The organism is Microcoleus sp. T3_D1, assembly GCF_036700405.1.
Classification (GTDB): Bacteria; Cyanobacteriota; Cyanobacteriia; order Cyanobacteriales; family Microcoleaceae; genus Microcoleus.
On the sequence record NZ_JAUBOV010000042.1, the window covers coordinates 44,550 to 63,049 of the forward strand.

Annotated in this window: 10 protein-coding genes and 1 pseudogene; 5 read left to right on the plus strand and 6 right to left on the minus strand. The window is 46.2% G+C overall.

Features of this window, described 5'->3' with window-relative positions; translation table 11 throughout:
- Window positions 1-91 precede the first annotated feature (91 nt).
- Complete coding sequence (locus QT992_RS33665) at window positions 92-190, plus strand: hypothetical protein (protein WP_445305799.1); 99 nt, start codon at window positions 92-94, stop codon at window positions 188-190.
- 1,333 nt (window positions 191-1,523) lie between these two features.
- Here QT992_RS33665 and QT992_RS33670 read toward each other — a convergent pair.
- Window positions 1,524-3,488: pseudogene (locus tag QT992_RS33670) on the minus strand (two-partner secretion domain-containing protein); the annotation flags it as partial.
- 81 nt (window positions 3,489-3,569) lie between these two features.
- Here QT992_RS33670 and rnhA point away from each other — a divergent pair.
- Window positions 3,570-4,580 carry a ribonuclease HI gene (rnhA, locus tag QT992_RS19520; protein ID WP_333341179.1) on the plus strand — a complete coding sequence of 337 codons (1,011 nt, stop codon included), beginning with the start codon at window positions 3,570-3,572 and terminating at the stop codon, window positions 4,578-4,580.
- 105 nt (window positions 4,581-4,685) lie between these two features.
- Here rnhA and QT992_RS19525 read toward each other — a convergent pair whose 3' ends face one another.
- On the minus strand, window positions 4,686-5,219 hold the full coding sequence (locus QT992_RS19525; protein WP_333212627.1) for a dual specificity protein phosphatase family protein: 534 nt from the start codon (window positions 5,217-5,219) through the stop codon (window positions 4,686-4,688).
- 57 nt (window positions 5,220-5,276) lie between these two features.
- Between QT992_RS19525 and QT992_RS19530 the strand changes: the two genes are divergently transcribed.
- Window positions 5,277-5,915: a pentapeptide repeat-containing protein gene (locus QT992_RS19530; protein ID WP_333341182.1), complete on the plus strand. Its 639-nt coding sequence runs from the start codon at window positions 5,277-5,279 to the stop codon at window positions 5,913-5,915.
- Between the two features lie 358 nt (window positions 5,916-6,273).
- On the opposite strand, the gene QT992_RS19535 is transcribed toward QT992_RS19530, so the two are convergent.
- On the minus strand, window positions 6,274-7,341 hold the full coding sequence (locus QT992_RS19535) for a TIGR03032 family protein (protein WP_333341185.1): 1,068 nt from the start codon (window positions 7,339-7,341) through the stop codon (window positions 6,274-6,276).
- Between the two features lie 275 nt (window positions 7,342-7,616).
- Between QT992_RS19535 and QT992_RS19540 the strand changes: the two genes are divergently transcribed.
- The gene (locus QT992_RS19540) at window positions 7,617-11,636 is read left to right on the plus strand and encodes a DUF4347 domain-containing protein (protein WP_333341187.1); all 4,020 of its coding nucleotides are present in this window, start codon (window positions 7,617-7,619) and stop codon (window positions 11,634-11,636) included.
- Between the two features lie 138 nt (window positions 11,637-11,774).
- Here the strand turns inward: QT992_RS19540 and QT992_RS19545 are convergent, their stop codons facing one another.
- The 3 genes from QT992_RS19545 to QT992_RS19555 all read right to left on the minus strand — a co-directional run bounded on the left by QT992_RS19545 (window position 11,775) and on the right by QT992_RS19555 (window position 17,866).
- Window positions 11,775-12,983, minus strand: a complete 1,209-nt coding sequence (locus tag QT992_RS19545) for a flagellar assembly protein H (protein ID WP_333341190.1) — start codon at window positions 12,981-12,983, stop codon at window positions 11,775-11,777.
- A 114-nt stretch (window positions 12,984-13,097) separates the two neighbouring features.
- A complete protein-coding gene (gene cruG / locus QT992_RS19550) occupies window positions 13,098-14,297 on the minus strand; it encodes a 2'-O-glycosyltransferase CruG (protein ID WP_333377558.1) in 1,200 nt (399 codons plus the stop codon).
- A gap of 278 nt (window positions 14,298-14,575) precedes the next feature.
- On the minus strand, window positions 14,576-17,866 hold the full coding sequence (locus tag QT992_RS19555; protein WP_333320985.1) for a SpoIIE family protein phosphatase: 3,291 nt from the start codon (window positions 17,864-17,866) through the stop codon (window positions 14,576-14,578).
- 341 nt (window positions 17,867-18,207) lie between these two features.
- On the opposite strand from QT992_RS19555, the gene QT992_RS19560 reads away from it, so the two are divergent.
- A complete protein-coding gene (locus QT992_RS19560; RefSeq protein ID WP_333341193.1) occupies window positions 18,208-18,477 on the plus strand; it encodes an NAD(P)-binding protein in 270 nt (89 codons plus the stop codon).
- Window positions 18,478-18,500: the final 23 nt, after the last annotated feature.

An 18,500-nucleotide genomic window follows, 5' to 3' on the forward strand; every position in this document is an offset into this window, starting at 1 on the left:
GGTGGATTTGTATCGGGTGGATTTGTATCGGGTGGATTTGTATCGGGTGGATTTGTATCGGGTGGATTTGTATCGGGTGGATTTGTATCGGGTGGATTTGTATCGGGTGGATTTGTATCGGGTGGATTTGTATGGGGGGGATTTGTATCGGGTGGATTTGTATCGGGGGGATTTGTTGGTTGATTGGTAGTGACGATCGCACTATTGCCTTGAGTGTAAGAATTGATAAAAGATTGTCCCTGAGTAATCGTACCCACAGCATTGCTGGCGATCGCCCCAGCAGTACCGTTAGTCGTCGCATCTCCCACCGCAAAAGGTATCGGCGGATTGACATCGCCGCCGCCGTGGCGGATCGTAACTGTACCGGGTTGAGTGTCGCCAAGAGTCGAGATGCTAACAGGAGTGCCGTTTTGGTCAAAAGTACCCGTCACTCGAACTAAACCCGGAGTTGCGATCTCAACATTACCGCCCGCAGCATCGATCGATACAACACTGATATCATTTTGAGCGTTGAGATTTACTCTAGAAGTGCGATCGAACCCAATCGGATTAACATTTATTCGCCCAATGCTGATTTCGTTTCCGGCTAAAATCCTCACAATTCCCGAAGCATCTATATTGCCAGTGCTAACACTTCCCCTGCTGCTAGTGACATCAACTTCAACTCCCCGCAAGTCTCGTGAAGTTACATCTAGCGGCGCTATTAAATTGACATTTCCTGTTGTGGCGTCGGTATTGCCAATATCAATACTTCCCGTATTGCTAGTTACATTCACTCCAACTCCCCGCAAATCTCCTGAATTTACATTGCCAGAAGTTGTCAAACTGACATTTCCTGTTGTGGCCTCGGTATTGCCAATATTAATCCTTCCCGAAGTGCTATTTACATTAACTCCAACTCCCCGCAAATCTCGTGAATTTACATCCAGCGGCGCTGTTAAAGTGACAGTATTTGCTGTGGCAGTAGCGCGGCCAATATCAATAATTCCCGAACTGCTATTTACATTAATTTTTGTTCCCAGCAAATCCCCTGAATTTACATTTCCCGAACCTATTATATTAATATTCCCAATAGATGTAGTATTACCAATCGCAATAGTTCCCCGATCGCTATTGAGATCGACTGAACCCCCCAGCAAACTCCCTGCATTTAAGTTGCTGGTTGCTCTCAAAGCAATCGTAGCCGCCGGAGCATTGATGGAATCAACGCTAATATTAGTTAGGGCGTCCAGATTGACTGTAGGGATAATGGGATTAAGTGGATTTGTGGCAACAGGATTAACAGTTATTGCCTCTGTGTTTATTTCCTGTCCCGCTAGAATTCTGACATCTCCAGAAGTAGCGATCGCCCCCGTGTTAACATTCTCATTGCGGCTGCTAGCATTGACAGTGGCAGCGGTGAGATCGCCTACCGTTAAGTCCCTAGAAGCTGTCAAATTGATATTCTCAGTTGCTGTAATATTGACTGGTGTAGTATTAGGGACTATAATATTCGGATCGCTCAAAACCCCCAATGCCCCGGAGTTACTGACAATATCAACATTAGAGCCCTGCAAAGTCCCAAAATTCACATTGCCAAAAGCTCTGAGTGCGATCGCCCCCGAAGTCCCAGTATCGATCGACCCTGTTACTATATTGCCTCGAACAGTATTCAGACTAATACTGCCGTTGATATCAGCACGAGAAATGTCACTTGTCAATATAATATTGTCATTAGCTTGAATATTAATTATCGAACTAGACGTTAATCTGCCCCCAACTACCACTCCTGCTTCCCTGCTTTCGAGATTAATTTGACCGCCATTAATATCTCTAGTTGCGATAGTTCCCGGCGCTGACAAAATCACCTGCCCGCCAGCCGAAATATTTTCAACAGAAATCAAATTATTCGATAAAATAGACGCAGGAGTAAATATTGCATCGTCATCCTTATCTAAAGGAGTAGGTGGGTCATTATCACCCGGAGTATCCGTAGGAGAATTAGGAACATTAGGAGAATTTGCCAGATTTGCCACTCCCGCCCGCAGAATTAAAGCCGGACTGCTGGTTAAAATAGCAATATCTGGATCGCCACTCAGATTTTCCCTACCCAATGCAATATCGGGGCCGGTAATTGTAATCTCCTCGCCAACAATGCTCCCCTTCGCCTCGACTTTCAGCGAAACTCCGGTATAATCTCCAAAGAAAACATCTCCTTCGGAACTGATAATCGGGTCAAATAAACTGACAAAGTTTCCCGGCATTCCCGACAAATTGCGAATCGAAAAATTGCCACCAGAAACAAAGTGGGCATCCCCCGAAATAACGCCGTTGCTAACCAAACTCAAATTGCCGCCGCTTTGGAATTGCGGGGGAAGAGATAAGCCGCCGATCGCATTTTGAGTGAGAATGTCGATCGTGCGAGATCCTTGAATGTATAAATTCCCCCCAGCCTGCGCCAAAAAAGGATTCTGGGCGCTGTCCCTGACCCGCACCGCATCCCCACCCAGCAAACTCAAATCCCCCGTAGTTTGCAGCCTAGTGCCCGCTAACGTGAGATTTTCCGCAGCCCATAAATTCGCACTTCCCGCACTCAACTGCGGCAGCCCAGACACATTAGCAGCAATCGCCACATCCCCAGAATTCACCTGCAAACCAGAACCCACAAGCCGCACAGAACCGTCATCAGCAACCACAACACCCGTCGCCTGATTTTGCCCAGTACCTGTCAGCAACTGCGGCAAAGAAACAGGATTCAAAGTCTGTGGAGAATTACCAAAATTTCTGCCCGTTGCTATTTCCAAACTCAACAAATGTCCCGGTTGACTAATGCGGAGAACATTATCTCCCCCAACAGCAGCAACAGTAATTTGCCCGCCCGCAGCCGACAACTGCCCGGTACTAACAACCGTACCGCCAAGCAAAGCCAAATTTTGCCCCGGAGTCACCGCTAAATTGCCAGAATTAACAATACTTCCCGGTACACCCGGACTAAAATAAAAAGCATTTGGCGTACCAACCAACGCGCTAAAATTATTTGTACCTGCAGCATTAAACCAATTTGAACCAAAACCGACACCAGTAGCAGTAGTTGCAGTGAAAGCCGCCGGCACATTCAAACTCGCGTTCGGGCCAAACACAATCCCCGCAGGATTAATTAGAAAAAGATTAGAATTGCCGCCCGTGACAGTAATTAAACCGTTAATTAGCGAAGCGTCCCCGCCAGCAATTCGAGCTAATATATTCTGAATAGCCGGATTAGTCAGAAAATTAGCAATTTGACCTTGATTCAAGCCGAACTGCCCAAAACTGTGAAAAAGATTCGCGCCGTCTCCCGACAAACTGCCGCCGTTGATATCATAACGGTTGCCGATCGGGGTGACAACAGTACCCGTACCGTCAGCAGCAGGCACTATGGGCTGTGCTTGCGCGAAAGTATTAAAAATTAACAAAGAAAAGGGACAAATAAATAGCGCAACCTTTTTAATCTTTAAGTTGGCATTTTTCATAGCAGGAAGTAAAACTATCTCAATTGCCTTAATTATCGCACTTGCAAACAACTTACCTCTAAATTACACATTAATTCGCTCATGACAACTCCCAAAATCAAAAGCTTGTACACAGACGGCGCTTGTTCCGGCAACCCAGGCCCCGGCGGCTGGGGTGCAGTAGTTTGTTTCGCCGACGGCAACTGTCACGAACTCGGAGGTGCAGACCCCCAAACCACTAACAACCGCATGGAAATGCAGGCTGCCGTCGCTGCGCTGGAATTTTTTGCCAATTCCGGTCAAACCGAACCCGTCACCGTTTACACCGACAGCGAATACGTTAAAAACGGCATCACTAAATGGATTCAAGGCTGGAAAAATAAAGGCTGGAAAACCTCAACGGGCAAAGATGTTGTCAACCAAGACCTCTGGCATCTGCTAGACAAGCTGAATTCCAGACAAATCAAGTGGGAACACGTCCGCGGCCACTCCGGCGACTTCTACAACGACAGATGCGATGAAATCGCCCGCAGCTTCTCGCACAATCTCACTCCCCAACTGCAACAGCACAAACCAACGGGAGACGAGGCCGGGGCGGGCACGGGGGCACCGCCCCTACGCTTTGACAACACAATTGTTTCGGAAGAAACGGACGTAACTGGTAACAAACAGCAGAAACCAACGGGAGACGAGGCCGGGGCGGGCACGGGGGCACCGCCCCTACGCTTTGACAACGCAATTGTTTCGGAAGAAACGGACGTAACTGGTAACAAAACGATAGAATCCTATGTCATAACTTCTGACCTTCCGATCTCCAACTCTACCATGATGGATTCAACTGCCGATACCCTGGAGAACTTGCCCCGCGAGGTGAGGGTTCAGGACCTCCGCAATCTGATCGAAACGTTGCACATCGCCGACGAGGTTGCGACGAAAGGCTACTTGATTACCAGTTCTGAACTGGCTGATTTGATGGATGTAAATGCCAGCGCTGTCACCAGTCGCGGAGACAACTGGGTTTGGCGAAATTGGGTAGTGTCGCGGGTGCGACGCGAGGGCAACCAAATTCTCTGGCAATTAGAGAGAATTGACCACGTTAGTACAACTGATTAGTCAGTTGGCAGTTGGCAGTTGGCATTTGGCATTTGGTCAACTGTTAACTGTTAACTGTTAACTGTTAACTGTTAACTGTTAATTAACTAACGGTGCAACCGGAGTTCATATAACAGGACGACCATCATCTAAAAGAGCATTAAGTTCTCCGGCAACTTGCCAAGGGTTTCGACCTTTGAACAAAGCAGCAAACACGGCTTCATAGGGATTTCTACCAGTTTTTTTTACTGCTGCGATCGCCTGTTTGTTAGATAATCCCCGCCCGCTAACCAACCAAGCAGCCAAAACCTGTCCTGTACGTCCGATCCCCCCAGAACAGTGAACTACGACCCGTTCGCCTTTGCTATTTGCAGATGCCAAAAATGGTAATATGCGATCGAGCAAAATATCCCTATCTACCAATTCAAAATCGGCAATCGGAGCCCAGCAAACTCGATCGCACCCAAAGATATTCCGATACGTTCCCAGTAAGTCCCCGTAGCGGATGAGTTGGGAATCGGGAAGCAAACAGCAAACTTGCTTGATATTGTGCCCCTGCATAAATTCAATCCACTCAGCAATTTCTGCATCGCGATATCCAGGTCTCGCTGCACCAAATACAATTAATTCAGTCTCCGAAGCCGCCGCAAATTTGTGCATAATGTTTTCAATAATTTTACCTATAATTAAGAAATACCAACAAATCCTGAATCAACAGTGAAAAACAAGAGTTCGATCGCCCTAATGAACTGGCTGCAACCCAAACCAGAAACCGTTTTGCTATGCGACTCAATAGCAGCAGCTTCTGACATGGCATTCATGCTCAACGGTGAGTGGGATGGGTGCAATAGTTTGGTGCTCGCTAAATCCGACAAGGTAGCAATTGAAGCAGCCGCTAGTTTGCTGGAGACATCGTGGTGCTACCAAAATACTTGCGAACCGGTTTTAATTCGGCTGGGAGTTGACGAATTGCTGCGCCGTTATGCGGTTGGAGACAGGTTTTTTATTAATGCTAACTTGCGATGCGCGCAATTGAGCGAACTTTGCTTGGAAAACATTGATTTGAGTTATGCTAAATTGAATTTGGCTAACCTCAGCGGCACTAATTTAAGCAAAGCAAACTTAATGGCGGTACAGATGCCAGCAGCAAATTTGAGTGGCTGTAACTTGAGTAAATCGCAACTGGTGAGGGCGAATTTATCAGGAGCAAATTTATCAGATGCTAATCTCAGAGGTGCGGATTTGAGTTATGCAGATTTAAGCAATGTTTGCTTAACAGGTGCTGACTTAAGAGGTGCAAATTTAGCGAGAACAGACTTAAGAAAAACAAGCTTAGATGGAGCTATTTTTGAGTAATACCAAATCCCGCTTAAATACTTTCTCTCACACCGCGTGGGTAAATCCTGTAAACATTTTAACATCAAACCGACAGTCCGGCAGGGGTTGAAACCCCTGCCTCAAAGCGCAAGTCCTCTAAAAGAGGACTGATGAGTTCTTGAGTCCTCTTTTAGAGGACTTTAGCTATTAGACAGGGGTTTCAACCCCTGGCGGACTAGCGGGTGGGGGGGAGGAGTGGTGGACTAAAAGCTTAAGTTGACACGCTTTGGGTAATGCCGTTTCCCTACGGCGCTCGATCGCACTTCCGGGGTATGCTTCATAAACGTGGAATCTGCTGTATCTGCGTTAATCCGCGTACATCCGCCACCATCTGCGGTTAAAGTTCCAAAGTAATTAATTGAGCAATTTCATCGGTTTGAAAACCCAACGCCATCGGCTTTTGCACTTGGGGAATCACTTGCACATCATAGAGTTCGGTGACAATTCCTTCAAACCGCAACCAGTGAACGATCGCCCCAGTAGTCAAATCTATCACCATCATACCACAGCGAGGCTCAGCATCCTTGGCTGCTAACAACTCATCCAATTCTAAACCGCTAAAAGTGTTGTCACCTCCCCGAGGTTTCGAGAGTCCAACAATTGCCCAATTTTGCCAAAAAGCTAGTCCTCGCACATATCCCGGACAAAACGTAATCGCCTCAAATTTCCCTGTATCTAAATCCACATAACCGAATTCTCCTCTCCCCGAATTCAGCAACCACAATTTATCTTGATACCAGCGGGGCGAATGCGGCATTGACAATCCTGTGACGATAATATCATTAGATTCGATATCAATAACTATACCGCCGTTTTGTCTGCGATCGCGCCAGCCATCCACCACATCCGACTGACTCGACGCTGTGACATATTTCGCCTCCCCATCCACCATCGCCAAACCGTTGAGGTGACAGCGGTCTTCATTTATATATTGTGAGATAAAGCCTGGTTTCCAGAGAGGTTTGCAACTGTGGCGATCGCTCAAAGTAGCGATACAATTAAACAAAGTGCTAATAAAAATGATTTGATTATTTTTATCGACAGCGATATCGTGAATGTCGATATCACCTGTAGTATAACCGATTCTTGGTATATATAATTTATCGTATCCTTGGTATAATTTCCCGGATTCTAAGACATTATCTAATTGCCAGAGTTGATATTTGGAACTTAAATAAAGGCGTTCCGGCGTGCAGAAAAGCCCCATTGCGCGATCGAATATTCGCCAAAAAGCCGAGATTCTGTTCGTTTCTGGCACAGCACCGATTAACATTAACCTGCTGGTTTGATAGGTAGTGCAAGCGAGGCTAATTTGTTGTTGGGTTAACCAAGATGGCAAATCGCGATCGCCAAAAATCTCGTGTTCTTGGACTGTATTGAAATTTGTGCGATCGTCATTATTCATAGAATCACTGAGCGTAATTGCCTAAAATCAATAATCTCATAAACTCGCCCCGACTTCGACTTTTTATAATTGTTTACAATAACCCGGAAACATATAAAGATTTTGTAAAGGAGAAGCTCAACCACTGACAGTACGATCGAACCCTGCTAAGCTCCTAGCAATTAAAAGTTTAGGGGGTCATCCGCTACCAGATAGAAATACCGCCATCGCAACTCAAATCGGGCGATCGCTTTTAGCAGCTCAAAAACCAGTAATTCTACCTAATGCAAAAACAGATGAAAACCCTAACTCAACTTAACAAAAAAAATCCCTTTGTTGCTTGCATGAGCAACCAGCCAAGCTCGATCGTCATCCTTGACCCCACAGTACCAGACAGCAACTATATAGCCCAAGGCATCAAACCAGATACGGCCACCTACATCCTGGAAAACCAGCCTGATGCCCTAGAGCAAATCACCACAATCCTCGCTCAGCATCAAGGCATCGAAACCCTCCACATCATCACCCACGGTAGCCCCGGCAAGATTTACTTAGGCACGACAGAACTCAACAGCAGCAACATCGAACACTACAGCCAACAGTTGCAACAGTGGCGAAACGCCCTCGCTTCCAACGCCAGCATCATCTTGTATGGCTGTAACGTAGCAGCCGGGAAATCCGGACACCAATTCCTGACTCAACTGAACCAACTCACAGGCGCAAACATCGCCGCTAACTCCCAACCTACAGGTAACAGCAAACTCGGAGGCACCTGGGACATCCCCCAACTCATCCCCCCATCACCCCAAAAGCCCAAACTTGCTCTGACAGAAACCACCCTCAAAACCTACAGCGGCGTGCTCAGCTTCGCTCCCAAGGTAGACTTCCCAACTGGCAATGGCCCCGTCTCCGTCAGCATCGGCGACATCAACGGCGACGGCAAACCTGACTTAGCAACCGCGAACCGCCGGAGCAACACCGCCTCCATCCTGCTCAACACCACCCCCATCGGCGCCACCACCCTCACTTTCGCCACCTTCGTCACCTTCGCTACTGGCGATCTTCCCGAATCCGTCAGCATCGGCGACATCAACGGCGACGGGAAACCTGACTTAGCTGTGGCGAACCGCCGGAGCGACACCGCCTCCATCCTGCTCAACACCACCACCACGGGAGCCACCACCCCCACCTTCGCCCCCCAAGTCACTTTCCCTACTGGCGATGGCCCCATATCCGTCAGCATCGGCGACATCAACGGCGACGGGAAACCTGACTTAGCTGTGACGAACTTTTACAGCGACACCGCCTCCATACTGCTCAACACCACCACCACAGGAGCCACCACCCCCACCTTCGCCCCCCAAGTCACCTTCGCTACTGGCGTCCGCCCCAACAGCGTCAGCATCGGCGACATCAACGCCGACGGGAAACCTGACTTAGCTGTGGCGAACATTACCAGCGACACCGCCTCCATTCTGCTCAACACCACCACCACGGGAGCCACCACCCCCACCTTCGCCCCCCAAGTCACTTTCCCTACTGGCGATCGTCCCAACAGCGTCAGCATCGGCGACATCAACGGCGACGGGAAACCTGACTTAGCTGTGGCGAACTTCAACAGCGACAGTGCCTCCATCCTGCTCAATACCACCACCACGGTCGCCACCACCCCCTCTTTCGCCCCCCAAGTCACCTTCGCTATTGGCGATGGATTCGGGCTCATCGATGAGCCCAACAGCGTCAGCATCGGCGACATCAACGGCGACGGGAAACCTGACTTAGCTGTGGCGAACGGCCGGAGCGACACCGCCTCCATACTGCTCAACACCACCACCACAGGAGCCACCTTCGTCACCTTCGCTATTGGCGATGAATTCGCTGCTGGCGACGGCCCCGAATCCATGAGCATCGGCGACTTCAACGGCGACGGGAAACCTGACTTAGCTGTGGCGAACTACCGCAGTAACACAGCCTCCATCCTGCTCAACACGCCAACGCCAGTAACTCCCACACCAACGCCAGTAACTCCCACACCAACGCCAGTAACTCCCACACCAACACCAGTAACGCCAACGAATAAGAACAACCCCCCAGTTGTAAATCTTTCTGCCTTTTCGCAAAGTGGATCGCTAGGTTTTTCTCAAACTGGCAATGTGTTTACCTTGGCTGCAAACACCGATACTGACCCCGATCCGGGCGACAGCATTAATTATTCGATCGCCCTAGCAGATTTCAAGGCGTTGAATTCGTCGGCGTTTACATGGAAAACCGATCGGAGTGGCGGTCGCTATCGTCAGCCAGTAAATGAGTTAAGTTTTCCTGAGATTCCTCTCCCCTCATGGTTAACTTTCAATTCCGCAACTCGCAAAATTGAGATCGGCGAGACTCGCCCGCAGAAATTTGACTACTGGATGAAGATAATAGGAACGGATTCGTCTGGTGCCAATGTTAGCGAAATAATCCGCTTCAAGAGTTCTACTTTTGGTGGTTTTGTAATTGACGACTATATTGCCGACGCGAATGTCTTCTTTGATGCTAACAAAAATGGCATCGCCGATCCGAACGAACCCAAAGGCACAACAGACGGTAACGGCGCATTTAGTTTTGATATTACTTCGGACACTTTTGACACTAATAATAACGGCAAACTTGATGCAAGTGAAGGTAATTTAGTAGCTTTTGGCGGCACCGACATCGGTACCGGTTTACCCCTAGAAACTCCGCTCAAAGCGACACCCGATGCAGAAGTAATTACTTTACTGACTAGCATGGTAGCTGAATTAGCCGATCGCGGTTTAACCGTTAATGAAGCTGATGCAAAAGTCACTAGCGCTTTCGATATTCCTAGCGATATCCCGATTAATTATGTGGATCCGATCGCCGCTACCCTAGGGCAACAACCTGGTGGTAAAGCTGTATTAACGGCGATGCTGGTAGCCCAAAACTCGATCACTCAAACAGCGGGATTAATTGAAGGTGCCAGCAATCTGACTATGGGTGATGCTGTCAAGCAAATAGTTAGTACGATCGCCGATCGCATCCAAACAGGAACCTTAGATTTCACCAAACCTGAACAAGTGGCGGATTTAATCGTCCAAGTGGGCGATCGAGTAAAGGCGATCGATCCTAATTTTAACGCCCAAGAGATAGCAGTGGCGGCACCAGCACTAGCCGAGGTAATCGCAGCATCTAATCAACGGATTGTAGAGGCGATCGCGACTAATACCGATCTTACACAACTGCAAAAACAAGTAGCAGTAGTTCAAAAAATTGCTTTAGGTGCAACTACTGAAGACTTTAAAGCATTTGGTGCCGGTCAAAAAACCCTCGATTCTCTAGTTGCAGAAAACACGGGGGCGGCGTTAGATGAACAAATTTTGAATGGTGGTAATAACCCTGTAACTCCAACGCCAACACCTGTAGTCACAACACCAACACCTGTAGTCACAACACCAACACCTGTAGTCACAACTCCTACACCTGTAGTCACAACACCAACACCCGCAGTCACAACACCAACACCCGCAGTCACAACACCAACACCTGTAGTCACAACACCAACACCTGTAGTCACAACTCCTACACCGACACCGACACCGACACCGGAAGTACAAATAGCAATTGCTATGCCAAAACCATCGGTATCAAGTAACGTGCGATCGGGCTTACCAGAAAACACCCGATTAGGAGATGTTTACCTGCTAACAGATGGCAACGATACCAGCTTCCCAGCAGCAGCATTAGGCTTAAGCGTATTTGCCCTTTCCGGCAACGATTCCTTGAGGGGATTAGACTTCCCAAACACCTATTTTGGGAATCAAGGAGAAGATACTCTAGTAGGTGCAGGCGGTAACGACGAACTAATTGGCGGCAAAGGTTCAGATTCGATCGCGGGCGGTACTGGCAACGATTTTCTTAGCGGGAATAATGATAACGATATCCTGCTAGGTGGTGATGGCGATGATACCCTGCGCGGTGGTAAGCAAGATGATATCTTATCAGGCGGTGCGGGTAACGATCTCCTGAATGGCGATTCCGGTTTGGATATCCTCACAGGTGGCGCAGGGAATGATATCTTTGTATTGCAAGATACGGCTACGGAAGTATCTCAAGCCGATCTGATTACTGACTTCACTTCAGAGGATAAAATTAAGTTAATTGATGTCACTTTTAGTCAATTAACTTTTGAGTCAGTTAATGTCATTTTAGATGGTGCAACTGCTGTATTATCAACGGCGATCAAATCAGGGAATGACTACTTGGGATTGGTTTATAATCTGAATCCAACGGCTCTTAATAGTAGCTCTTTCTTGTAAGATTGCTGGGGAAGATACTATTTTGATAATATCTGCTAATTGCCGGCTGATTTAGGGAAGCCAAGAAAAGTACGATCGCCCCTTCGATCCAAAAGACCAAAAAAGGGCGATCGCACTTTATGGATACTCAAACAGTTTTTATTCAGAGATTGCCCCTAACCTTTCTCTCAATTCATCAGCCGATAACTGTGGCAGTTGTTCTACCAACAAGGTCAATTCTGTCACGGGCAATGCTAGTAAATTGGTAATGGCTGTAGGCAGAATATCACCCAATTCATTTTGGCGCATGGTCAAGACATTTTCTGCCAATAATCTTACAGCTTGTTCCCGCCCTTCTTCATCAACTGTTAGCATCGAGATTGCCAGCAACAACACTGTAAATTCCGCAGCAGGCAACTTGGATATTGGAGATAAAAACACTGTCATTCTCTGGCTTAATTCTCCAAATCTAACTCGCAGAAAATTTTCTAATATTAAGCGCTGCTGTTCTTGTCTGCCTCGTTCTAGTCCTCGTTCTAGTCCTCGTTCTAGTCCTCGTTCTAGTCCTCGTTCTAGTCCTTCTTCTCTAGCTTGTTGCTGTGCGGCTTGTATTTGTTGTTGAAAAAGTGGTGCGATCGCCATGATTAACTCCCGCTCTTCTGGTTCAGGTTCCTGTTGATTTTCGACTACTAAATGTGACTGTAGACGATACAATAATTCTAGCGCAATAATCCGCAACGGATCGTCCGTTGCTAAAGCACTTAATTGCCCGATCGCCCTTTGCTGTACTTTCCCTTTCCCCAAAATCCTCAACCACAGGGTTTCTGGGATTTCTGGCAACTGGTGAATCGCCACAATTGCTGCTCGCCAGTGCTCCGGGAAAAAATAGATTCCCTCGATCCAATTCTCAGGGTTTGGTATCCCACCAAAACCCTCCACCAGCGCTTTCGATGCTGTCGGTGTCAAAATCCACATTCGGGGCAACTGATCCTCATCATAGCGAGTATTTTCTCTTCTCGCCTGCCGCTCCAATTCACCTCGCAAATCCCATAACTTACTCATGCAGCTCAAGACTTCGCTGACAGTTACCGGATTGCGAAACGGTTCAAAAATTGCAGTTGTGTCAGCCATTTTTCCCAACAAGCCCAGGCTTGATGAGTATTCGGGAATTGCAGTACCTGGAGTGAAATAAACATCGATTTCTCGGACTTCAGAAGTCACATCGCGACCGACCTTGACTGTTCCGATCGGTGAAAGCAGTTCTTCTAGGTATTCTTTGGCAAAGCGATCGTGAATAAATCGCGTCATATAAATTAAAGTTAATTGACTGTTGACTGTTGACTGTTGACTGTTGACTCTTGACATCATTCCGATACCACCGGAATTGATATAAAAAGAGGATTTAATGAGTTCTGATCCGAGGAAATTATACAATTTAAATGCACAGCAGACCATAATTAATGGGCGGGAAAAATTTAACGATTATTCATACTTTCGGCCGCGCCACTGAGTAGGCTGATTTAAAGCAGAAATGAGAATTCGCAAAAACGCCAACGGATCGGCCAAAGGAGAAAGCCAAAATAGCCATTTACCCGATGCCTGAGTTCGATCGTAAGAAGGAGCGATCGCCAAACACAAAGCCGATCGCACTGCAACCAAAAATACATTCAATCCCAACAGCCAAAAGTGCGGAAATACACCAACCGGCGGCAGCGAACCAAACAGCAAATAGCACAACACAATCGGCACCGGCAAACCTTGAACCGCCAGCAACAGCCACAAATCGCCCCAAATTTGACCGCCCGAAGCAGCATCTTTCAAATCCAGCGATCGACCCCATTCATTCCAAGTCTCGATCGCCCCCTCATACATCCGCACCTTCAACACCTTAGCCCCATCCAAAAAGCCCACCTTAAAGCCCTTAGCAGCCGCATAGCGAGCCAAAGTCACATCATCGCAAAAAGAACCCCTCGCGACCTCATAGCCCCCCAATGCCACCAAAACCTCGCGCTTACACAAGAAACACTGACCGTTCGCCATCACCCGTTCCGGCACATCCCCGCCAGTCCCCGTCGGCCCGAACCGATAAACCAAAGTCATTAACAAAGCAGGTTGCAGCCACAACTCCCCCGGATACTTGAGGATAAACTGCGGTGACAGCGAAATCAAATCGTAATTTCCAGCCGCCGCCGTCTTCAGCAAACTCGCAATCAAACCCGGATGGGGCACAGTATCCGCATCTATCCCCAAAATCCACTCGCACTTCTCGGAACTTGCCAAAAAACCCGCATTCAGCGCCCAGGGACGCCCTACCCAACCCGTCGGCAGCGGATCGTCGTTAATCAAGCGAAACCGGGGGTCTTTTTGTGCTGCAGCTTTGACTAAATCTCCGGTTCCGTCTACCGAATAGCTGTCAACCACGATCGCTTCTCGGAGTTCGTAACTTTGGCGGCTTAATCCTTCCAAACAAGGCGAAATGCGATCGGCTTCATTCAAAGTCGGTACCACCGCAGTACAACTACCCAACAAATCCAGCGTCGGCGAATCGGGTTCCAGGGGCGGGATGCGCGATGGGCCTTTGATCAAACGCGACATCAGAATTGCGGCGGCGGGCAATTGCAGCAGCAGGAGTGCGACAGGGATGATACTTGTCAGGAGATTTGGGAGGTTGGGGGCGATCATATCGATTTTAGATTTTGGATTTTAGATTTTAGATTTACAATACTGCGGACAGCTTTTGAATGTGGACTGAGCGCAGTCAGAAAAAAAGTGAGTGGAATCTGAAACCTAAAATACAGAAAAAAAGGCACTCTTTAGGCTTAGCTAAAAACACACACTAACTTAACAGACTGCGTGCTGAATATCATAGCAGGCAACTGTGGACTATTTGGAAGCCGATCGGAGCGTCATCAGGGACTATGATTTTAGGTGGCGCTGTCCTACTGATTTTGATAGTAATTTCAAGACTTTTGTTTGAGGACAACTAAAGTGATGTCATCATACACCTTTTGCTCCCCGATGTGGCGCTTCACGTCCGCAATCACAGTTTCCTTGATTTCAATAGTTGAATGCTGGCGGTTTTGTTTAACTATTTCTACAAGCCGCTTTAAACCGTATTCTACTTTATTGATATCAAAAGCTTCAGTAATCCCGTCAGTGTATAGTACAACAACATCATCTAAATTCAACTCGACGCTAGTTGATGATACGAAATCTGCAATATCGGCGTCCAGTCCAATCGGAAATCCTAAATCCATCGTATCAATTAACTCTACTTCGCCATTATTTCTTACCACAATCATTTCTTCGTGTTGACCGCTCAAAGTCAGGGTGCGTTCGCTATAGTCTAGCAAACAAAGAGTCATATTTTTATTACACTTCATCCGCTCCAAACTATCATAGATTGTGCGGTTGATTGTATCTAAGAATTTTACAGTATCGGTTTCATTATTTGTCATTAAAGTCCGCACTGCGGTTTGCACCATCATCATTAATACGCCGCTTTCTAATCCGTGTCCAGTTACATCACCGATGCCAATTTTAACTTTTCCGTTGCAGTTTAGTACATCGTAATAATCCCCGCATACTTGCTCTGCTGGTTCCATAAATCCTGCAATTTCTAAACCTTCAATCGCTTGTAGTTCTGATTCTTTGGGTAAGTTCATCTGTTGTAGTCGGCGCGTAATATCTAATTCTGCGCTGATGCGGATGTTTTCTGCGCGCAGACGGGACAGGTTAATATGAGTTTGGATTCTGGCTAACAATTCATCTTTAGCAACTGGTTTACTAAGATAATCGTTAGCACCGACACTCAATCCTTCCACTAAGTCTCTGACTTGATTTTTGGCAGTTAATAGCACGATGGGAATTTCAGTCAGAGTGTAACGCTCGCGAATTTTTTTTGTGACTTCATAACCCGTCATTTTTGGCATCATCACATCTAGCAATATTAGGTCTGGAATGAAATTGTTTTCAATCATTTCTAAGGCTTCTAACCCGTTATTAGCTTGGGTTATTGTATAATTTCTTAGGGAAAGGTAGTTGACAAGTACCTGAAGATTAACTGGTTCGTCATCTACGATCAGAATTTTTATTTGAGATGCTTTTTCTTGACCGTTTACTGTTGAAGATTGAAGCTCTTTGTCAAATAGTCCATCAGCAGCTAACTGGAAACTAGCAACGGGAAAAACATCTCGCCTTTGCTCAACTTCCCCTTCAGAAACAGGGATCGTAAAGGTGAACTTTGAACCCACACCTATTGTTGATTCTACCTTGATTTCGCCGCCGTGTAATTCGACTAGCTTTTTGGTAACGGCTAAACCTAAACCTGTACCGCCGTATTCCCGTGCTGTGGAACCGTCGCCTTGCTCAAATGATTCAAAAATGCGGTCAAATTTATCTTCAGATATTCCTATTCCTGTGTCGGAAATAGTAACAGCTAAATATGAGTGCATCACATTATCTGACTCAGAAATTAAATTGTGTTCTGTTACTAATTCGGCTGATATTTCTACCTGACCTTCAGAAGTGAACTTAATTGCATTACTGACTAGGTTGTGCATAATTTGCTCGAGGCGATTTTCATCGGCCTCAGCGGGGGGTAAGTCGGAAGAAATTTTATTAATTAATTGCAAATTTTTACCGCCGATTAGAGAGTTGCTAAACATAATAACTATCTCTGCTATTTCTCGCATCCCTACTGGCTTTAATTGTAGCTCGATATTTTTATGCCGGAGCTTTGAAAAATCGAGAATGTCATTCACTAAATTGGATAATCGGTGTCCGCTTAAAGCAATCATTAACAAGTTTTTGCGCTGAATTTCTGTGGTTTCGCCAGTAGCGCCATCAATCATCGATTCCGCAATTCCAATCATGCCATTTAGGGGAGTGCGAAGTTCGTGAGAAGTATTAGCTAAAAATTCATTTTTGAGATTATCGAGCCGTTGCAAATCAGCATTTTTAGATTCTAAAGCAGCAAAGGATTCTTGTAGTTGCTGTGCCATGCTGTTAAATGATGTAGCTAACTCTCCTAGTTCATCGGATCGTTCTATTTGGACTGTCTGTTCTAATTTGCCTTGAGCGATTTCTTTGGCTGCTCTATTTAAACGTAAAAGTGGCTGAATTACGGATTTTGCAGTCAGAATGCCGACACCCGTTGCTACGATTAATGCTGCTATACACAGCAGTATAGTTGTGTGGGTATTGGTGTTGATTTGCTCCATAAAATCAGCTTCGGGAATTACTACTACAATTAACCAGTCTAAACCGCGAATGTCTTGAAACGGCTGTACTTGAATGAATTGCCGCTTACCGTCGAGCTTAAAGTCTAATTGGTGAACGCTGTTAATTTCAGTAAGATTGCCAAAGTGTTTTTTTAACTGATTTTCTGTTGCTTTAATTAAGGGATTTTGGCTTGATGCAGCATTGACACGCTCTGTCTCCTTTCCTTTGACAAGTAAAACGGGATCGAGAGTAGATGTACTAACAAGTTCTCCTGTCGGCTCTATAATAAAAGTTTGCCCCGACTTGCCAATTTTTAAACTGTTGAGAAATTTATTGACTTCAGTGAGGGTAATGTTGACAGCGAGAACTCCCACCATTTTTCCTGATTTGTCGGAGATAGGTTGAACGCCTGTAATCAAAAGAGATTTGCTGACAAAATCAGTATAAATTTTACTCCATACAGGTTTACCAGCGCCTATAGCAGCTTTGTACCAAGGTCGAACTCGCGCATCAAAACTAGGAGTAGATGTTTTGAATTCGCCAATGCGATCGCCCTGACTATTAGCAGAATAGTAATTGAGGCTATTGTTCGTCGATGCGTCAGCCAGACCGATCTGTATTGAGCCATCTGCCACCCGTTTTGAGCCAAAAAGTTCTCCTTTTGTAGTCCCAATATAGGTATGAGTTGCTGAATCAAATGATTGGATAATATTCCAGAAGTAGCGTTCGCGGCTACTCGGTTTTTGCAAGTTCAAGTTACCTAAATAAATTGCTTTGGAATTGAGCTCGTTGAGCAAATGAGGAGTTGCCATATAGCGATCTAAATGTTCTTGAATGCGAGAACTAATTTCTGACTGCAAATGTGAAGCAACCTCATTGACAGCTTGTTGCCCATTCCGAAATGATAGCCACCCTACTAACCCTACTGTCCCAAATATTTGGAGAACAAAGGGTACGACGAGAACGATGCGGAGGGGAACTTTGTCTGAAAGTTTAGAGACTGAACGTTTCAAAGATGTTAAGGACATATTATTGCTGTTGATTTTTCAATTTGTGCAATATTTTAGAGGCTGTATGTCAATTTTAGGACTTAGGCCTTGTAACGATGTAGCAAGGGTAAGGGAAACGCTTCGTTACGCTCAAAACTACAGAAAATCCTAGTAAGCGCGTAAGTCGTGAATTTTAAAATTGAATTTTTGGCAACCCTTTCATCTGACTAACCAAGGTAGCACAAAAAAACTGTTGGTTGCGTCAAATAATAATTTATTTATAAACTTTTTAGTATATTGTGGAAGAGAAAATAGCACTCCCGCTGATATTGTGTTACCCTAGATTGAGATTATTTTACCCTATATCTCAAGGATTTCAGATGAATATAAAAATCACAAACCCTCAGTCCCCACCATTCCCATTAACGGACATCGCCATCATCGGCGGCGGTGTCTCTGGTGCTTATACTGCTTATCGTCTGATGAAGGCTAATCCTAATGAAAGTCCTGTACTTAAACGCCTTTTGGAGCTAAGCGGGAGGGAACAGATAGATGTCAGGCTCTTTGAGCTAAGCGATCGCATTGGGGGTCGGCTCTGCAGGGTAAGAGCATCTCAATTAGGCTTGACACAAGGACTCAGAAGAATCTAATGTAGGGTCAAGAAAACAAGAAA